The following is a 16,931-nucleotide window of genomic DNA, read 5'->3' as shown; positions in this document are numbered from 1 at the left end:
CCACGGGATGCCGCAGGTCAGGCGCACCGCGATCTGACCGCCGTCCGCGCCGCCTCGAGGTCGGGACCGGGCGCGACCTCGATGTCGGGCGCGCGGGGGCCGTCGTAGACGGTACCGGTGCGGTCGACGTCGTTCGCCACCGTCGCGAGCACCGCGACGGCCCTCCGAGCGCGCTTCACCCCCAGAGCGGCCGCACGCTCGCTGCGAGAGCGCTCATCGCTCCCCCGTCGAGGATGACCCGCGACTCGGGAACGCCGAACGCGGGCCACTGGACGACGAGTTCGAGCGGACCCTCCGGGGGTAGCGGGTGCAGCCAGAGCTGGCTGCGCATGGTGTAGCGGTGGTCGTCCCCGCTGCCGCTCCCGCCGTTCACCCGCACGGAGGCGCCGCCGTCCACGCCGTCAGCCGGGGCCCCGAAGCGGTCCTCAGCGAAGAGCCGCGTGCCGTCGCCGAGCACGAGGCCCCAGCGCAGCCGCTCGGGCGTCAGCGGCGCCCTTCCCCAGTGCTCGGCGAACATTCCGTGCATCTCGCGCCAGCCGCGTTCGTCGGCCGTCCCGCGCCGCAGGTGCCGCTCGGTAAGAAGTTCGACGCCGTCGGAGAAGATCCGCACGCCCGTCAGCGCGATGACGAGGTTCTCGCCCCGCGCGATGACCTCCGACACGGCGACTCCATGCCCCCACTCTTCCCGCTCGGGCCCCACACCGCCACCGTGGTGTCAGTACCCCGCGAACGCGTCGGTCGTCAGCGACTTCGCCTTGCCCAGGGCGGGCGCGAGCGCCGAGATCAGTCGCGGCGGGCCCGAGACGTACGCGGCACGCTGTGCGATGTCGGGGACGGTCCGCAGGAGCGCCTCGGCATCCACTCGATCCGGTCCGGCCCACACCCAGCGCTGGGGCAGATCGCGCGGCTCGTCGCGCGAGAAGACGATCACGGGGATCCCCGCGGCGGCGATCTCGTCGCGGAAGGCGAGCTCGGACGCCTCGGACACCACGTACACGAGAACGATGTCGCGGTCCTGGTTCGTCGCCACGAGGTGGCGCAGCTGCGAGACGAACGGGGTCACGCCGATGCCGGCGGCGACCAGGAGGACGGGCGAGGTCGGCCGCGAGGGGAGGACGAAGTCGCCCCAGACGCCCGTGACGGCGAGGGTCGAGCCCGGCTCGACGGCCGCCAGCGCGCGCTTGTACGACGACTGCGAGCCGTCCTTGAACGCGATCCGCACCTCGGGCAGGTCCTCCGGGGCCGAGACGATCGAGAATTCGCGGCGCGTGCCCCGGGCGTCGGGGCGACGGTGCGGCACGTCCAGTTCGAGGTACTGCCCGGGGTGGAACGAGAAGGGCCGGGCGGCCCGGAACGAGAGTTCGCGCACCGTCGGGGTGACATCGCGCCGACGTTCCACGCGCAGGCGCACGGCCGCGCGCAGGCAGAACAGGAAGGCGAGCAGATTGCCGACGAGCAGCGCGCGCTCCTGACCGAGGGTGATCTCGCCCACTGGCAGCGGCCACCCGGCCAGGACGCCGACGACGATCGCCACGAGATACTGCTGCACGCGACGGGGCGGAAGGGTCAGGGGCTCGGACAGCATGAACGCGCCCAGGAACAGGAAAGGCGAGGAGAACGCCACCTGCAGCAGCACGCTCGGCACATCGACCGGGAATCCCGCGGCCTGGAACTGCACGCTCGTGCGGAGGAAGGCGACGGCCATCGCGACGACCCAGAAGACGACCACGATCGGCAGTTTGTCGGTGCGGAGCAGAAGCAGCACTCCCAGCAACAGGACGGGTGCCGCGAGCCACGGCGAACCGACCCACCACGCCGAAGACCCCAGGTCGGGCGCCCAGATGCTCACGATCGTCAAGACGGTCGCGCCGGTCGCGGCGGGGTTGAAGATGTGCCGACCGCGCCAGGCGAGCACGTATTTCGAGGCGGATGCCACGACACCGGCGAGAACGAGGCCGGCCAGGCCCATCGGCTCCACCGACGGACGCAGGACGAACAACAGGATCCCGGCCGTGATCAGCGAGGACTCCAGGCGTCGCGGCATCCGGAGCAGACTTTGCGCGACGAGATCCGTGAGGGCGCACGCGGCGGTGAGCACCACGGCGCTCGCGACGATCGCCAGGGGCTGCGGGACCACGAGGCCCGCGAACGACAGGACGAGCGAGAACACGGCGAGAAGACCGAGCGACGCCATGACGAGCCGGTACATCGAGACGCGACCGATGAGGCCGAGGACGCGGGTCGAGCCGGCGGTGAGCGTGGTGCTCATGGGGGAACCCTTCAGGGGAGGCGAAACAGGGGGGATGAGAAGGACGGGCTCAGGAGAAGATCTCGCCGGAGAAGCCGGGAGACCACTCGACGCGGCCGTCGGTGCGCATGCGCACCCATTCGGCGTTCCAGGATGCCGCCAACTCGGGCCCACCGTCGAAGAACAACGCGGTGGCCAGGGCGTCGGCGCGCATCGCCGTCTCGGCGAGGGCCCACGTGGCGGCGTACGCCCGGACGGGCGCACCGGTGCGGGCGTCGAGGACGTGGTGAAGACCGTCCCCCCACGCGCGGCGATTGATGGCCGAGGCGCAGAGCGACTGGTCCGCCACGGTGACCACTCCGATGGCGCGGGTCGGGTCGTAGGGGTGCTCGAGACCGACGCGCACGGGCGCCCCGCGGACGGCGAGGTCTCCCGACGCGTCGACGACGGCGTCGCCGTCCACGTGGGATCTCACCGCGTCGAGCACCAGGTCGACCAGCCGCCCTTTGCCGAGCGCTCCGACGTCGATGGTGGCGGGAGCGGTGACCCGCACGTGGTCGTCGTCCCACGTGAGGATCTCGCTCCAGGTGGGCGCCGGCTGCGGCGCTCCCCACGGAGCGAGGGTCAACCTGGCGTCGTACCCCAGGCGCGCCAACGCGTCGCCGACGAGCGGATTGACGGCACCGGAGGTCGCCGCATCGAGCTCGCGGTAGAGCGAGAACATGGCATCCGCGTCTCGAGGAGCAAGAACCGACGCGGTACGCCCCTCGGCGAGCGAAGACACGAGAGAGTCGTCGCGGAATCGCGACCACTCGCGGTCGAACCGCTCGATGAGCGTCGACACCGCGTCGCGGGCGACCGAGGGCAACGGATGCGCCGTCTCGATCGCCCACGACGTACCGATCGCGTCGAAGGTCCAGATCGACCCCGTGGCGAGCGGCGTGCTCATGGCTGTCAGGCCTTGGCCTCGGACTTGATCGAGTCGACGGCCTTGGTGAAGCCGCCGCTCGTGAGCGAGGAACCGGCCACCTTGCTGACCGAGATCTCGTCGAGCTTCTTGCCCACGACCTCGCTCTGGATGCCGCCGATGAACTCGCCCTGGTAGCGCTTGGACTCCGCGGCCTGCGGGTCGCCGGTCACCTTCACCGCGGTCACGGTGTCGCCGGCGATCGTGAGGGTGACGTCGATGGTCTCGACGCTCTCGGGCGTCGCGTACTGGCCGGTGGCCTCGTACTCGCCGTCCTTGTAGGTGCCCGACGCGGTCGAGCCACCGGCGGCGGCATCCGAGGTCGTGGCGGGGGCCGAGCTCGCGGCGGGGGCCGCGGTGTCGGCGGGGGCGGCGTCGCCGGTGGTCGCGCCGCCCGCGCACCCGGCGAGGGTGGCGATGCCGGCGACACCCAGCAGAGCGGTGCCGATGCGGACGGGACGGGGTACGGCTGTGGTGCGGATCATGAGGGTCCTCCTTCGGTCGTGCCTCGCGGCGCGTACGTGCTCACGGTAGGGACACGACCTTGGACGCCACCGGGTTCATTCTTTTGTGCGAGCTGTGCGAGGACGGACGCCGCCGGAGGGGCCCGCCTCGAGAATCGACCCTCGGACGGAACGCGTTCGGCCGCCTCCCCCGGGGAAGACGGCCGGATGCGAACGGAACGGCGGTGGTTACGCGTCGCCGCCGAACATGCTCGTGACCGAGCCGTCCTCGAAGACCTCGTGGATCGCGCGCGCGAGCAGGGGCGCGATCGGCAGCACCTCGAGACGCTCGAATCGACGCTCGGCCGAGATCGGCACGGTGTCGGTGACGACGACCTGGTCGATCGCGGGGTCCTGCAGACGCTCGGTGGCCGGGTCACTGAAGATCGCGTGGGTCGCAGCGACGATGACCTTGCGGGCGCCCGAGGCCTTGAGGGCCTGAGCGGCCTTCTGGATGGTGCCGCCGGTGTCGATCATGTCGTCGACCAGCAGGCATGTGCGGCCGTTCACGTCACCGACGATCTCGTGCACCGAGACCTGATTGGCGACCTTCGGGTCGCGACGCTTGTGGATGATCGCGAGGGGGGCGCCCAGGCTGTCGGACCAGGTGTCGGCCACGCGCACGCGGCCCATGTCGGGCGACACGACGGTGAGGGTCTCGCGGTCTTCGGCGGAGAGGCCCCGCTCGAAGTGGTCGAGGAGCACCGGCTTGGCGAACAGGTGGTCGACGGGACCGTCGAAGAAGCCCTGGATCTGCGCGGCGTGCAGGTCGACGCTCATGATGCGGTCGGCACCCGCGGTCTTGAGCAGGTCGGCGACCAGGCGGGCGCTGATGGGCTCGCGACCGCGACCCTTCTTGTCCTGACGCGAGTACGGGAAGTACGGCGCGACGACCGTGATGCGCTTGGCCGAGGCCCGCTTGAGGGCGTCGAGCATGATGAGCAGCTCCATGAGCCACTCGTTGACCGGAGGACCGAACGACTGGACGACGAACACGTCGCAGCCGCGGATCGACACCTCGAAGCGGGTGTAGATCTCGCCCGAGGCGAAGGTGCGGTGCTCGGTGGGGGCAAGCTCGGTGCCGAGGTGCTCGGCCACCTGCTTCGCGAGTTCGGGGTGCGAGCGGCCCGAGGCGACGACGAGTCGCTTCTTGGTCTTGGCGACGAGCCCGGGGGCGATGCCGTTGTCGCGGTCGAGGTCTACACGATTCTTCTTACGAGCCATCGGCCGCTTCCTGTTCAGCCCGAGCCTGAGCGGCCACGTCGGCCGCTCTGGTGCCCGGTCGGTTCTTCTCGACCCACCCCTCGACGTTGCGTTGGGGTGCCACGCTGAGCGCCAGCGCACCGGCCGGGACATCCTTGCGGATCACCGCGCCGGCGCCCGTCTTGGCGCCCGCTCCAATCGTAACCGGCGCGACGAAGACGTTGTGCGATCCGCTGTGGACCTCGTCGCCGATGACCGTGCGGTGCTTGGCGATGTCGTCGTAGTTCGCCGTGATCGCACCGGCACCGAGGTTGACGCCGCGTCCGATCTCGGTGTCGCCGATGTACGAGAGGTGCGGGACCTTGCTCCCCTCGCCGATCGAGGAGTTCTTCACCTCGACGAAGGTGCCGACCTTGCCGTTCACGCCGACGCGCGCGTTCGCGCGGAGGTAGGCGAACGGGCCGACCGTGGCGCCGGCCTCGACGACCGCGAGGGTGCCGTCGGTGCGGGTGATCGTCGCGTTCTCGCCGACCTCGCAGTCGACGAGGCTCGTGTCGGGGCCGACGGTGGCGCCCGAGGCGATGACGGTCGCCCCGCGCACGTGCGTGTTGGGGAGGATCGTGACGTCGGGGGCGAGGGTCGCTGTCACGTCGATCCACGTCGTCGCCGGGTCGACGACCGTGACGCCCTCGAGCTGCCAGCGGCGCACCGTGCGCGCGTTGAGCGTGCGCCCGGCCTCGGACAGCTGCACGCGGTCGTTCACGCCGAGCGCGGCGGACGCATCGCCGGTGACGGACGCCGCGACCCCCATCTCCGCGTCGCGCAGGAGCCCGACCACGTCAGTGAGGTACTTCTCGCCCTGGGCGTTCGCGGTCCCGACGAGGGCGAGCTGCGCACGCAACGGACCGGCCCGGAAGACGTAGACCCCCACGTTGATCTCGGTGACCGCGGCCTCGTCGGCCGAGGCGTCCTTCTGTTCGACGATGCGGCGCACGCCGTCGGTCTCGTCGCGCAGGATCCGGCCGTACCCGAAGGGCTGGTCGACCCGCGCACTCAGCAGGGTGACGGCGGTGCCGCCGCTGCGGTGGGTCGCGAGCAGCTCGGTGAGCGTGCCGGTCTCGAGCAACGGCACGTCGGCGCTGAGCACGAGGACATCGCCCTCGAAGCCGTCCAGCGCGTCAAGGGCGACCTCGACCGCGCGACCCGTGCCGGGCACCTCGTCCTGATCGACGATCACGACGCCCGGGGCGAGCTCCGCCACGGTCTCGGCGACCATCTCGCGCTCGTGACGCACGACCACGACGATGCGGGCCGGATCGAGGGATGCCGCGGTGTCGAGCACGTGGCCGACGAGCGGGCGACCGCCGACCGGGTGCAGGACCTTCGGTGTGCGGGAGCGCATGCGCGTTCCCTGACCCGCAGCGAGGACGACGACGGCCAACTCGGTCGGTGATGTCATGCTCCGCCGCCAGGATTCGAACCTGGACCTAACAGCTCCAAAGGCTGTCGTGCTGCCGTTACACCACGGCGGACCGTGCCCGAGGGCACCGGTCAAGTCTGCCAGACCCGGACGCCGGGCGTTCCGTCCGCCCGCGCGCGCCGACCGACCCGCCGAGCACTCGACATAATGAGACCGTGACCCGGGACAGCGACGAAGTCGACCGCATCGTCGATGCATGGATGCGTCAGCGCCCCGATCTGGACTTCTCGCCCCTCGAGGTGCTGTCGCGCGTCGCACGCCTATCGCGACACCTCGACTTCGCCCGGAAAGAGGCGTTCCGCCGCAGCGACATCGAGTCGTGGGAGTGGGACGTACTCTCGGCGTTGCGCCGGGCGGGCGAGCCGTACCAGCTGAGCCCGAAACAGCTGTTGCAGCAGACGCTCGTCTCGAGCGGCACGATGACGAACCGTATCGATCGTCTCGTCGCCCGCCGTTTCGTGCGTCGCGAGGCCGACCCCGGAGACGGACGGAGCATTCTGGTGACGCTGACCGACGACGGACGAGTACGGGTGGATGCCGCGATCACCCGCCTCGTCGACGCCGAGGCCCTCTTGCTCGAGGGACTCTCGCGCGGCGACCGCGAACGACTCGCCACCCTGCTGCGCAAACTGAGCCTGGGGTTCGACGCGTGAGCGCACAGGCGGAGTCGCTGTCGCGCTGGGCGCGCGTCCGGGCGTGGTTCGGCGTCCGCTTCCGCTCCCCCGCGGCGATCTACGGCCTGATCGTGTTCGCGGCGTTCGTCTCGATCGCCGACGACCACACCGAAAACGTGTGGGAGGTGATCGGCAGCGCCTCGCTCTCGCTCGTCGTCTTCTTCATCGCGCACGTGTTCGCGCACACCCTGACCGAGCACGCCACCCACGGGCTCCGCCGCGCGACCCGCGAGGGCATGCGGCACGGGGCGGGGATGCTCTACGCGTCAATCCCCTCGATCCTCGTGCTCGTCTGGGCCGGGATGACCGGCGTCTCGGTGAGCGACGCGTTCGAGTTGTGCATGTGGGCGACCTTCGCCGTGCTCGCCCTGCTCGGCTACGGCGCGTACGCCCGGCGGAAGGCGTCGATCCCCGTCCGACTCCTCGGCGCTTTCGCCACCGCCTGCCTCGGCGTCTTCATCGTGCTGCTGGAGTACACCGTCCACTGACACCGACGGGGCCGCCGCGGCAGCGACGACCCCGAGCGGACGGGCGATCAGTCCTGTGCGGCCGCGCGACGACGAGCGCGCGCACGGAACACGAGACCGGCGGCGACGGCGAGCACGGCGCCGACGCCCGCAACGCCCGCCACCTGTGCACCCGTGACCGCGAGGTCCGAGCCGGAGGCCGCGGCCGCGACCGGGGTGGCCGAGGTCGAGGGGCCGGGGGTGGCCGAGGCGGATGCCGCGGGGTCGGGGGCGGCCGATCCCGAGGCCGACGGGGACGGCGCGGGGCTGGTCGGCGCCATGGTCGGCGAGGGACTCGGCTGACCGGGGACCGCCCAACCCGACGCCGACAGCGTGACCGGCAGGCTGGCGACGGAGAGGATCGACGAGGGCACCCCGGACGACAGCGCGAGGCACTCCAGGCTCAGGGTCGCGCTCGTCGTGCCGGTGGGAACGACGGCCGTGAACGAGGATCCCATCGGGACGCTCACCGGCGCGCCCGCGGTGACCGGCACGGTCGCCGAGACGACGACGGTGCTGCCTCCGGCCGCCACCGACAGGCGCGCCCCATCGCTCGTTCCGGCGGGGCACCCGTCGGCGAAGGTCGCGGTGGCGAAGGAGGGATACGCGGCGGCGTCACCCGAGAAGACGGCCGTGCCCGCGGCATCCCGCAGCACGAGGGGGCTCGCCGCGGACGCGGCCAGGGCACCGAGGGGCACGAGACCCGCGACGAGGACCGCGGCTGCAGCGAGAGGGAGGAGGCGGGTGGGCACGGGGGTGGACGACATGGCTGCTCTCGATCGGGTGGTGAGGACGAACGGACTGTGTCGCACCGTCCGGTCCGCCGGGTGAACGGATGGTGACGTCAACATCACCGCGCGTCCACCCGCGATTCATCCGCGGCCCCTACGTTCCCGGCGACCCCTCTCACGAAAGTCTGCGATGCCCTCTCACACCCCTTCCGGCTTCTCCCGCCGCACCTTCCTCGCCGCAGCCGCCGCCGCGGTCACGACCGCGTCCGCCGCGTCGTCGTTCGGGCCCGCAGCCGCCGCGAGCGCCGTGTCCGCGACCGCGCCCACGGCCGTGACCGATCCGAAGGCCCTGCGCTGGCTCGTCTTCGACCACCACGTGCACTCGGTCTACTCTCACGACGCCAAGTACGCGATGACGACGATCCTCGACCAGGCGCAGCGTTTCGGAGTGGATGCCATCGCCTTCACCGAGCACAGCAACGTCGGCCACGCGAACGTCGGCGGGGTCTTCAACGCGGCGCGCGAGATCGAGGCGGCGCGGACCGCCCGACCCGATCTCCTCGTCTTCCAGGGCCTCGAGTGGTACATCCCGGCCGCCGAGCACGGCACCGTGCTGGTCGCCCCCGGCCCCCGCGTGACCGAGGTACTGCGCCGCTTCGAGCTGACCTACGACGGCAAGCTCAACCAGTGGGAGAAGCCCCGGCCCAACACGAGCGACGCCGCCGACTGGCTGCAGCACGCCGTCGAGGGGATCTCGTGGCTCGGCCAGCAGCGCAAGGCGGGCGTGGTCGACGACGTGCTCGTCCTGGCCAACCACCCCAGCCGTCTCGGCATCGACTCCCCCGGGGAGCTGCGCGCGTGGCAGGATGCCGACCCCGACGTCTTCGTGGGCTTCGAGGGAGCACCGGGGGCGCAGGCCTCGGGTCTCGCGGCGAACACCACCGACCGTTCGCAGCGCGGCGAGTACGAGAACTCCCGCAGCGACTACTCGTTCCCCGGATTCCCCGCGACCGCGTACCGGGCGCACGGCGGATTCGACTGGATGACCGCGGTCGTCGGCGGCATGTGGGACGCCCTGCTGAGCGAGGGTCGGCGCTGGTGGATCACCACGAACAGCGACCTGCACCTGAAGAACTTCGACAATACCCGCGTGGGCGACTTCCCCACCGGCTCGGGGTGGGACAACGGGGCCACGCTGGCCAACTTCAACCGCGCGGGCCGCCGGCCCGACCCCGTGTCGACCGCCTCCCCGCAGGGCGGCAGCGACCTCTGGCCGGGCGAGTTCAGCCGCACGCACGTCGGCGCCGCCGACAAGACGCACACCGCCGTGCTCGACGCCGTGCGCGCGGGACGCATGTGGGTCGACCACGGGCACCTCGTCGCCGGACTCGCGGTCACCCTGCGCGCCGTCGACGACACCGCCAACACCGCCACACTCGGCGGGACCCTGCGGGTACCGACGGGCACGAAGATCGAGATCGTCATCGACGTCGAGCCCACCACGAAGCGCAACTCCGCCGGCATCCTGCCCCGTCTCGCGCACCTCGACGTGATCCGCGGCGAGATCACGGGCGCCGCGAGCGACCGCGACACGATGGTCGCTCCCAAAACCCGCGTCATCGAGCTGCGCGACGTGAGCGACCGCAGCGGTTCGGCGTTCCAGATCGTGATCCCGGTGGGCACCGCCGACGTCGACGGCTACGTGCGCGTGCGCGGAAGCGACGGCAAGGTGCACGGCATCGGCCCGCTCGGGGCGGACGTGGACCCGCGGGCCCCGCAGCCGCACGCGGCCGGTCAGGGGAACCCCTGGCTCGACACGTGGCTCTACACGAACCCGATCTTCGTGTCGGTGCGCTGATCGTCGATCGAGGACGGCCCGTTCCCTCCGGGGGACGGGCCGTTCGCCGTCGCGGCGCCCCGAGGGCTCAGCCGATGGATTCGGTGAGCTCGAACCAGGTCATCTCGAGCTCGTCGCGCTCGCCCTCGAGGGCCGAGATGCGCTGCATCTCTTTGCCGAGTCCCTCGTAGTCCGCCTGGTCGTGGTCGGCCAAGGCCGCCTTCGCCTTGTCGATCTGCTGCTGCAGCTTCTCGATACGGCGTTCGACGGCCGCCGCCTCCTTCTGCGCCGCGCGGAGCTCGGCGCCCTGCAGGCCCGGGGTCGCGGAGGCCTCGGACGAGGTCGCGGAACGCGAGGGCTCGGCATCCTGCAGCGCCCTCAAACGCAGGTACTCGTCGACGCCCCCGGGAAGATGGCGGAGCTTCGCATCGAGGATCGCGTACTGCTGGTCGGTGACGCGCTCGAGGAAGTAGCGATCGTGCGAGACGACGATGAGGGTGCCGGACCACGAGTCGAGCAGGTCTTCCATCGCCGCGAGCATGTCGGTGTCGAGGTCGTTGGTGGGCTCGTCGAGGATCAGCACGTTCGGCTGATCGAGGATGACGAGCAGCAGCTGCAGGCGCCGCTTCTGCCCACCCGAGAGGTCTTTCACCGGCGTCGAGAGCTGCGCGCTCGAGAATCCCAGGCGCTCCAGCAGCTGCCCGGGGGTGAGCTCCTGCGACTTCGAGCCTGCGCCGAACGCGTAGGTGGTGCGCAACCCGGCGATGACCACGCGCACGGGGTCGTTCAGGTGCTGGTCGAGCTCGTCGAGGCGCTGGGTGAGGGTGGCGACCTTGACCGTCTTGCCGCGCTTGACGCGGCCGCTGGTGGGCTCGAGCGATCCGGTGACCAGGCTGAGCAGCGTGGACTTGCCCGCACCGTTCACGCCCAGGATGCCGGTGCGCTCCCCCGGCGCGATCCGCCACTCCACGTCCTTCAGGACCGTCTTGTCGCCGAAGGTCACCCCCGCGTCGAGCAGATCGACGACGTCCTTGCCCAGGCGGGCGACCGCGAGCGACTGGAGGGCGACCTTATCGCGGATCTCGGGCACGTCGGCGATGAGCTCGTTCGCCGCGTCGATGCGGAACTTCGGCTTCGACGTGCGCGCCGGCGCCCCGCGGCGCAGCCACGCGAGCTCCTTGCGGGCGAGGTTCTGACGGCGTTGTTCGATGGATGCCGCCTGGCGGTCGCGCTCCACGCGCTGCAGGATGTACGCCGCATAGCCGCCCTCGAAGGGCTCGACGATCCGATCGTGCACCTCCCACGTCGCGGTGCAGATCTCGTCGAGGAACCACCGGTCGTGCGTGACGACGAGCAGACCGCCGGCCGAGGGCGCCCACCGCTTCTTGAGGTGGCCCGCGAGCCACGTGATCGCCTCGACATCGAGGTGGTTGGTGGGCTCGTCGAGGAACAGAACGTCCCAATCGCCCGACAGGAGCTTCGCCAACGCCACACGACGCCGCTGGCCACCCGAGAGGTCCCCCAGACGGGCATCCCAGGGCAGATCGCCGAGCAGCCCCGCGATCACGTCGCGCGTGCGGGAGTCGCCCGCCCACTCGTGCTCGGGTCGATCGCCGACCACCGCGTGGCCGATGGTGTCGTCGTCGTCGAGGGTGTCCTGCTGGTCGAGCACGCCGACGGTCACCCCGCCGCGCACGGTGACGCGCCCGCCGTCGGGCTCGCGGATGCCGGCGAGCATGCCGAGCAGACTCGACTTGCCGTCACCGTTGCGGCCGACGATCCCGATGCGATCGCCCTCGTTCACGCCGAGCGAGACGGAGTCGAAGACGACCTTGGTCGGGTATTCCAGGTGCAGGGCTTCGCCCCCGAGCAGATGTGCCATATCCGTCCCAGGCTACGCGGTGCCCGAGGCGATCGCGCGCGCCGGGGTGCCGGCATCCACCGCCCCCCGTGCGAGGCGCTCGGGCGGGCTTCCCTGCGCCGAGACGGCATCCCCCTGACGAATCAGGCGCGATCTGACGCCGACAGGTCAGCGGGGTGCCGTCTCGCGGGCGAAGACGACGGCGGGGCCGCCCGGTACCCCGGACGACCCCGCACGACGAAGAGACTCAGAAGCCGTTGGCCGAGAGCCACTCCTTGGCGATGTCGGCGGACGACTTCTGGTCGACCGTGGACTCGACGTTCATCGCGACCAGCGCGTCCTCGGTGAGGGCGGCGCTGACCTTGTTGAGCACGTCCGACACCTCGGACGCGACGTTCGAGTTGACGACCGGCACGACGTTCGACGCCAGGAACAGGCCCTTGGGATCGGTCAGCGTGAGCAGGTTGTCGGTCTTGATGCGAGGATCGGCCGTGTAGACGTTGGCGACCTGGATGGTGCCCGCCACGAGGTCGTCGACCGTGGTCTCGCCCGTGGGCGAGAACTGGACGTTGACCCCGTAGGTCGACTGCAGTCCGGCCGGCCCGTAGGGACGCTCGGCGAGCTCGGCGTTGCCACCGAGCGTCAGGCCCGAGGTCACCTTCGACAGGTCGGCGATCGAGGTGAGGCCGTTGGCGTCGGCGAAGGCCTTCGTGACGGTGTACGAGTCCTGGTCGGTGGCCTCCGACTGGTCGAGGACCTCGAGGCCCTGGGGCAGAGCCGCCGGCAGAGCCGCGTAGACGTCATCGGACGTGCGGGCGGTGGTGTCCTTCTGGAAGAACTGCAGCAGGTTGCCGGTGTACTCGGGGAACACCGAGACGGTGCCGTCTTCGAGCAGCGGGATGTACGCATCGCGCTGACCGATCTGGAACTGACGCTTCACGGTCTTGCCCGCGCCCTCGAGCGCCTGAGCGTAGATCTCGGCGATGATCTCGTTCGAGTAGTAGGCCTGCGAGCCGACGACGATCGTGTCGGACGACGCCGAGGCGTCACCGCCGCCGTTGCTGAGGGGGTCGCTCGATCCGCCGCTGCAACCGGCGAAGGCGAGGGAGGCGACCGCGAGGCCTGCGACGAGGCCGAGGCCCTTCTTGGTTCGTGCTGTGAACATGGGTGCTCTCTTTTCTGGTGATTCGGGAATCGGGTGGGTCAGGGGGTCGCCGGAGGCGCCGTGGGCGCCCCGACGGCGAGCGCTTCCGCGCGACGCTGACGAGCGGAGCGCGGCTGCGGCTGGGCGGACCCCGCGGCACGGATGCCACGGGGGACGACCAGATGCTGGAGAAGGGCGAAGAGTCCGTCGATGACCAGCGCGAGGACGGCGACGAGGATCGCCCCGCCGATCAGGATGTCGAAGCGGCGGAGGGGGATCGCGGCGATGATGTACTGGCCGAGCCCACCGAGACCGATGTAGGCCGCGATCGTCACCGTGGCGAGCACCTGCAGGGTCGCCGCGCGAATGCCTCCGACGAGCAGCGGCAGCCCGAGCGGCACCTCGATACGCCACAGGATCTGCGACTCGGTCATCCCCATCGATCGACCCGCGTCGATCACGCGGCGGTCGATCGCCTCGAAGCCGGTGTAGGCCCCGGCGAGGAGGGAGGGGATAGCGAGGACCACGAACGAGATGATCGCCGCTTCCGGCTTGTGCAGCACACCGAGAAGAAGCGTCAGCAGAATGAGCAGACCGAACGACGGGATGGCGCGAGCGGCGCCCGAGATCGCGACGGCCGTCTCGCGTCCCTTGCCGGTGTGACCGATGAACCACCCCAGCGGGACGGCGATCGCGCCGGCGATGAGCACGGCGACGACCGTGTACAGCAACTGCACGCCGATCGCGAGGGGGATGGCGTCGAAACCTCGACCGGGATCGCCCGAGAAGATCCACCCGATCGCGTCGCCGAGAAGGTTCATGCCTTCACCAACGTCCGGTTGGCCTGCCGTGAGACGGTCTTCGCACCGCGCGTCCACGGCATGAGCAGGCGCCCCGCGATCACCAGCAGCAGGTCGATGACGAGGGCGAGCACGACGACCGCCACGACGCCCGCGAAGACCTCGGGGATGATGCGCCGCTGGAGCCCGTTCGTGAACAGGTAGCCGATGTTCTGGATGCCGACGAGGATGCCGACGGTGGCCAGGGCGATCGTGCTCGCCGAAGCGACGCGCAGCCCCGCCAGCACGACGGGGCCTGCGAGGGGGAATTCGACCGCCCAGAAGCGCCGGAAGGAGCCGTAGCCGATGGCGGTGGAGGCTTGACGCACCCCGGCATCCACCGAGTCGAGTCCGTCGGCGACCGCACGGACGAGGATCGCGACGGCGTAGATGGCCAGGGCGACGATGAGGTTCGTCTCGCTCACGATGCTGTACCAGCCGGTGACGACGGGCACGAGGATCAGCAGGGCCAGCGACGGGATCGTGTACAGCAGCCCGGTGATCGTGATGACGCCGCTGCGCACGAGCCGATAGCGCCACGCGACCCACCCGAGCGGGACGCTCAACACGAAGCCCGCGATCAACGCGACGATGCTCTGACGCAGGTGGATCAGCGTCAGTTCCCCGATGAGGTCGAGATTGTTGCCTACCCAGTTCACGGGTGGGAGTCCTCCACGAGCGCACCCTGCGTGCGACCCTCGGCATCGACGACGACCGTCCCGGTCGGGGTCTGCTTCAGGTGCAACGCGCGCTTTCCCTTCACCGCTCCGATGAAACTCGCGACGAAGTCGCTGGCGGGGTTCTCGACAATCTGGCTCGGCGTGCCGACCTGGGCGATCTTCGCGCCCTTCTCGAGGATGACGACCTGGTCGCCGAGGAGGAATGCTTCGTCGATGTCGTGCGTGACGAAGACGATGGTCTTTCCGATCTCACTCTGCAGCCGGATGAGCTCCTGCTGCAGTTCGTCGCGCACGATCGGGTCGACGGCACCGAAGGGCTCGTCCATGAGCAGGATGTTGGGGTCGGCGGCGAGACCGCGGGCCACGCCCACGCGCTGCTGCTGCCCGCCCGAGAGCTGGCTCGGATAGCGGTCGGCCATGGCGGTGTCGAGACCGACGGTCGCCATGAGTTCGAGCGCACGCGTGCGGGCGGCCTTGCGGCTCTGGCCCTGGAGCACGGGAACGGTCGAGATGTTGTCGGCCACGGTGAAGTGCGGAAGCAGACCCGAGTTCTGCATGACGTAACCGATGCTGCGACGCAGCTGCACCGCGGGCTTGCCGCCGATGTCGGCACCGTCGATGGCGATCGTGCCCGAAGAGGGCTCGACCATGCGGTTGATCATCCGCAGCAGGGTCGTCTTGCCGCAACCGGACGAGCCCACGAAGACCGTGGTCTTGCGCGAAGGGATGACGAGGTGGAAGTCGTCGACGGCGCGGGTGCCGTCGGGGAAGACCTTGGAGACGGCCGAGAACTCGATCATGTGCTCACCCGACCTCAGTCGGAGACCACGACCTTCCGGTCGAACGCGACGAACCCGGCGAAGTCCTTGCCCACTCGTTCCACGGCTCCCGGGTAGAGGTCGGGGTACGACCACGCGCCGTCGGTCAGCTCGGCACCGTCGAGCGAGACGTTCCAGTACTGGGCGGCACCCTTCCAGGGGCAGGTGTACGGGGTGGGGCTCTTGTGCAGCGCGCCCTCGCGGACGGACTGCGGCGGGAAGTACCAGTTCCCCTCGATCGAGGCCAGGTCGTCGCGGTCTGCTTCGGCGATCACGACGCCGTCGAGCACTGCCTTCATGGGAAACCCCCTTCGTGGCACCCCGCGGGCACGGCACCCAGCGGTGGAGGTCCACCTCGACTGAGGCTAACCAGGTGGTCGGCACGAAAAGCGAACATTGCTCCGTGTGTCGACCTCGGCTATGGTGCGGCGCGGTCAGACCACACGAGCACCCGGCACGGGCCCGTGCACGTGCAGGGCGACGAGACCCGCGGCACTGAGGGTGATCTGCAGGTCGATCGCGGATGATTCATCGGCGGCCAGGAACGCGAGGGTCGGGCCGGATCCCGACACGATCCCGGCCAGCGCTCCCGAGCTCTCTCCGCGTTCGAGGACGCGGGCGAGGTCGGGACGCAGGTGCAGGGCCGGCGCCTGGAGGTCGTTGCGAAGGGTCGCGGCGAGCATCCCCGCATCTCCCTGGCGCAGAGCGTGCAGGACGTCGCGATCCACCGCGGGAACGCGGGGCGCGGGCCCGATGTCGACGGCGTGGCGCCGACGGTGCGCGTCGAGCTCGCCGTAGACGACGGGGGTCGACATGCCCGTCTCGTTCGGCACCAGCACCCAGTCGAAGCGTCCGCGCGCGAGCGCCGGACTCAGCTGATCGCCGCGACCGGTTCCGACGGCGGTTCCGCCGAGCAGGGCGAAGGGCACGTCGGCACCGAGGCGAGCGGCCAACCGGACGAGCTCGCTCGTCGGCATCCCGAGTCCCCAGAGGGCATCGCACGCGACGAGTGCGGCGGCCGCGTCGGCGGAACCGCCGCCCATGCCGCCCGCGACCGGAACGGCCTTGCGCACGGCGAGGTGGGCACCGCGGTCGATGCCCGCGGTCTGCGCCAGAAGTCGAGCCGCGCGGACGGCGAGGTTGCGATCGTCGGTGGGGACGCCCTCGATGTCGACCGGACCGCGCGCCGAGACCTCGATCGTGATCTCGTCCGCGGGCGTTGCGACCATCTCTTCGTAGAGCGAGACCGCCTGGAACGCCGTGGCGAGCTCGTGATACCCGTCGTCCTGGACGTCACCCACCTCGAGGAACACGTTGATCTTGCCGGGGGCGCGGACGCGGACGGATGCCGGAGTCTGCGCACTCATCGCGACGACCGCCGTCCTGCGCGCCGGGGGCTCTCACCGTGTGCGAAACTGGAACGTCGGCCTGCTTCCCGCC

Annotated in this window: 18 protein-coding genes and 1 tRNA gene; 3 read left to right on the top strand and 16 right to left on the bottom strand. The window is 70.5% G+C overall.

Translation table 11 applies throughout. From position 1 onward, the window contains the following. Positions 1–17: 17 nt before the first annotated feature. The 8 genes from QBE02_RS16130 to QBE02_RS16095 form a co-directional block, all read right to left on the bottom strand. Positions 18–179, bottom strand: coding sequence for a hypothetical protein (locus tag QBE02_RS16130; protein WP_279366607.1), 162 nt, complete (start codon positions 177–179; stop codon positions 18–20). Then, a complete protein-coding gene (locus QBE02_RS16125) occupies positions 176–661 on the bottom strand; it encodes a hypothetical protein (RefSeq protein WP_279366606.1) in 486 nt (161 codons plus the stop codon). The genes QBE02_RS16130 and QBE02_RS16125 overlap by 4 nt, the downstream gene beginning before the upstream one ends. 54 nt (positions 662–715) lie before the next feature. Beyond that, positions 716–2,269, bottom strand: coding sequence for an FAD-dependent oxidoreductase (locus QBE02_RS16120; RefSeq protein WP_279366605.1), 1,554 nt, complete (start codon positions 2,267–2,269; stop codon positions 716–718). Positions 2,270–2,318: 49 nt separating this feature from the next. Next, the gene (locus QBE02_RS16115; protein ID WP_279366604.1) at positions 2,319–3,197 is read right to left on the bottom strand and encodes an FAD:protein FMN transferase; all 879 of its coding nucleotides are present in this window, start codon (positions 3,195–3,197) and stop codon (positions 2,319–2,321) included. A 5-nt stretch (positions 3,198–3,202) separates the two neighbouring features. Next, positions 3,203–3,700 carry an FMN-binding protein gene (locus tag QBE02_RS16110; protein ID WP_279366603.1) on the bottom strand — a complete coding sequence of 166 codons (498 nt, stop codon included), beginning with the start codon at positions 3,698–3,700 and terminating at the stop codon, positions 3,203–3,205. Between the two features lie 207 nt (positions 3,701–3,907). After that, positions 3,908–4,942 carry a ribose-phosphate diphosphokinase gene (locus tag QBE02_RS16105; protein WP_056228656.1) on the bottom strand — a complete coding sequence of 345 codons (1,035 nt, stop codon included), beginning with the start codon at positions 4,940–4,942 and terminating at the stop codon, positions 3,908–3,910. Further along, positions 4,932–6,380 (bottom strand): bifunctional UDP-N-acetylglucosamine diphosphorylase/glucosamine-1-phosphate N-acetyltransferase GlmU, encoded by a 1,449-nt coding sequence (gene glmU, locus QBE02_RS16100; protein ID WP_279366602.1) that lies wholly within the window; start codon positions 6,378–6,380, stop codon positions 4,932–4,934. The genes QBE02_RS16105 and glmU overlap by 11 nt, the downstream gene beginning before the upstream one ends. Before the next feature lies 1 nt (position 6,381). Then, positions 6,382–6,453 (bottom strand) — tRNA-Gln (locus QBE02_RS16095). A 148-nt stretch (positions 6,454–6,601) separates the two neighbouring features. On the opposite strand from QBE02_RS16095, the gene QBE02_RS16090 reads away from it, so the two are divergent. Together QBE02_RS16090 and QBE02_RS16085 are read left to right on the top strand one after the other, a co-directional pair. After that, a complete protein-coding gene (locus QBE02_RS16090) occupies positions 6,602–7,054 on the top strand; it encodes a MarR family winged helix-turn-helix transcriptional regulator (protein WP_056229771.1) in 453 nt (150 codons plus the stop codon). After that, on the top strand, positions 7,051–7,563 hold the full coding sequence (locus QBE02_RS16085) for a hypothetical protein (RefSeq protein ID WP_279366601.1): 513 nt from the start codon (positions 7,051–7,053) through the stop codon (positions 7,561–7,563). Before QBE02_RS16090 ends, QBE02_RS16085 begins: the two co-directional genes overlap by 4 nt. Positions 7,564–7,610: 47 nt before the next feature. Here QBE02_RS16085 and QBE02_RS16080 read toward each other — a convergent pair whose 3' ends face one another. After that, entirely contained in the window at positions 7,611–8,348 is a 738-nt protein-coding gene (locus tag QBE02_RS16080; protein WP_279366600.1) for a hypothetical protein, read from the bottom strand. Between the two features lie 154 nt (positions 8,349–8,502). Between QBE02_RS16080 and QBE02_RS16075 the strand changes: the two genes are divergently transcribed. Continuing rightward, positions 8,503–10,170, top strand: a complete 1,668-nt coding sequence (locus QBE02_RS16075) for a PHP domain-containing protein (RefSeq protein ID WP_279366599.1) — start codon at positions 8,503–8,505, stop codon at positions 10,168–10,170. 67 nt (positions 10,171–10,237) lie between these two features. Here the strand turns inward: QBE02_RS16075 and QBE02_RS16070 are convergent, their stop codons facing one another. From QBE02_RS16070 to QBE02_RS16040, 7 genes are all read right to left on the bottom strand, one after another. After that, the gene (locus QBE02_RS16070) at positions 10,238–12,031 is read right to left on the bottom strand and encodes an ABC-F family ATP-binding cassette domain-containing protein (protein WP_279366598.1); all 1,794 of its coding nucleotides are present in this window, start codon (positions 12,029–12,031) and stop codon (positions 10,238–10,240) included. A gap of 226 nt (positions 12,032–12,257) precedes the next feature. Continuing rightward, positions 12,258–13,175: an ABC transporter substrate-binding protein gene (locus QBE02_RS16065; RefSeq protein WP_279366597.1), complete on the bottom strand. Its 918-nt coding sequence runs from the start codon at positions 13,173–13,175 to the stop codon at positions 12,258–12,260. A 38-nt stretch (positions 13,176–13,213) separates the two neighbouring features. Continuing rightward, on the bottom strand, positions 13,214–13,975 hold the full coding sequence (locus tag QBE02_RS16060; RefSeq protein WP_279366596.1) for an ABC transporter permease: 762 nt from the start codon (positions 13,973–13,975) through the stop codon (positions 13,214–13,216). Further along, complete coding sequence (locus tag QBE02_RS16055; protein WP_144786120.1) at positions 13,972–14,652, bottom strand: ABC transporter permease; 681 nt, start codon at positions 14,650–14,652, stop codon at positions 13,972–13,974. The genes QBE02_RS16060 and QBE02_RS16055 overlap by 4 nt, the downstream gene beginning before the upstream one ends. Continuing rightward, the gene (locus QBE02_RS16050; RefSeq protein WP_279366595.1) at positions 14,649–15,473 is read right to left on the bottom strand and encodes an ABC transporter ATP-binding protein; all 825 of its coding nucleotides are present in this window, start codon (positions 15,471–15,473) and stop codon (positions 14,649–14,651) included. The genes QBE02_RS16055 and QBE02_RS16050 overlap by 4 nt, the downstream gene beginning before the upstream one ends. 14 nt (positions 15,474–15,487) lie before the next feature. Then, positions 15,488–15,790: a DUF427 domain-containing protein gene (locus QBE02_RS16045; RefSeq protein ID WP_056228689.1), complete on the bottom strand. Its 303-nt coding sequence runs from the start codon at positions 15,788–15,790 to the stop codon at positions 15,488–15,490. A gap of 135 nt (positions 15,791–15,925) precedes the next feature. Further along, a complete protein-coding gene (locus QBE02_RS16040) occupies positions 15,926–16,858 on the bottom strand; it encodes a 4-(cytidine 5'-diphospho)-2-C-methyl-D-erythritol kinase (RefSeq protein ID WP_279366594.1) in 933 nt (310 codons plus the stop codon). Positions 16,859–16,931: the final 73 nt, after the last annotated feature.

It is taken from the genome of Microbacterium testaceum (assembly GCF_029761935.1).
In the GTDB taxonomy this organism is placed as follows: domain Bacteria; phylum Actinomycetota; class Actinomycetes; order Actinomycetales; family Microbacteriaceae; genus Microbacterium; species Microbacterium testaceum_A.
Note: the sequence above shows the minus strand (reverse complement) of the source record. Positions and strands in the feature narration are given on the sequence as shown.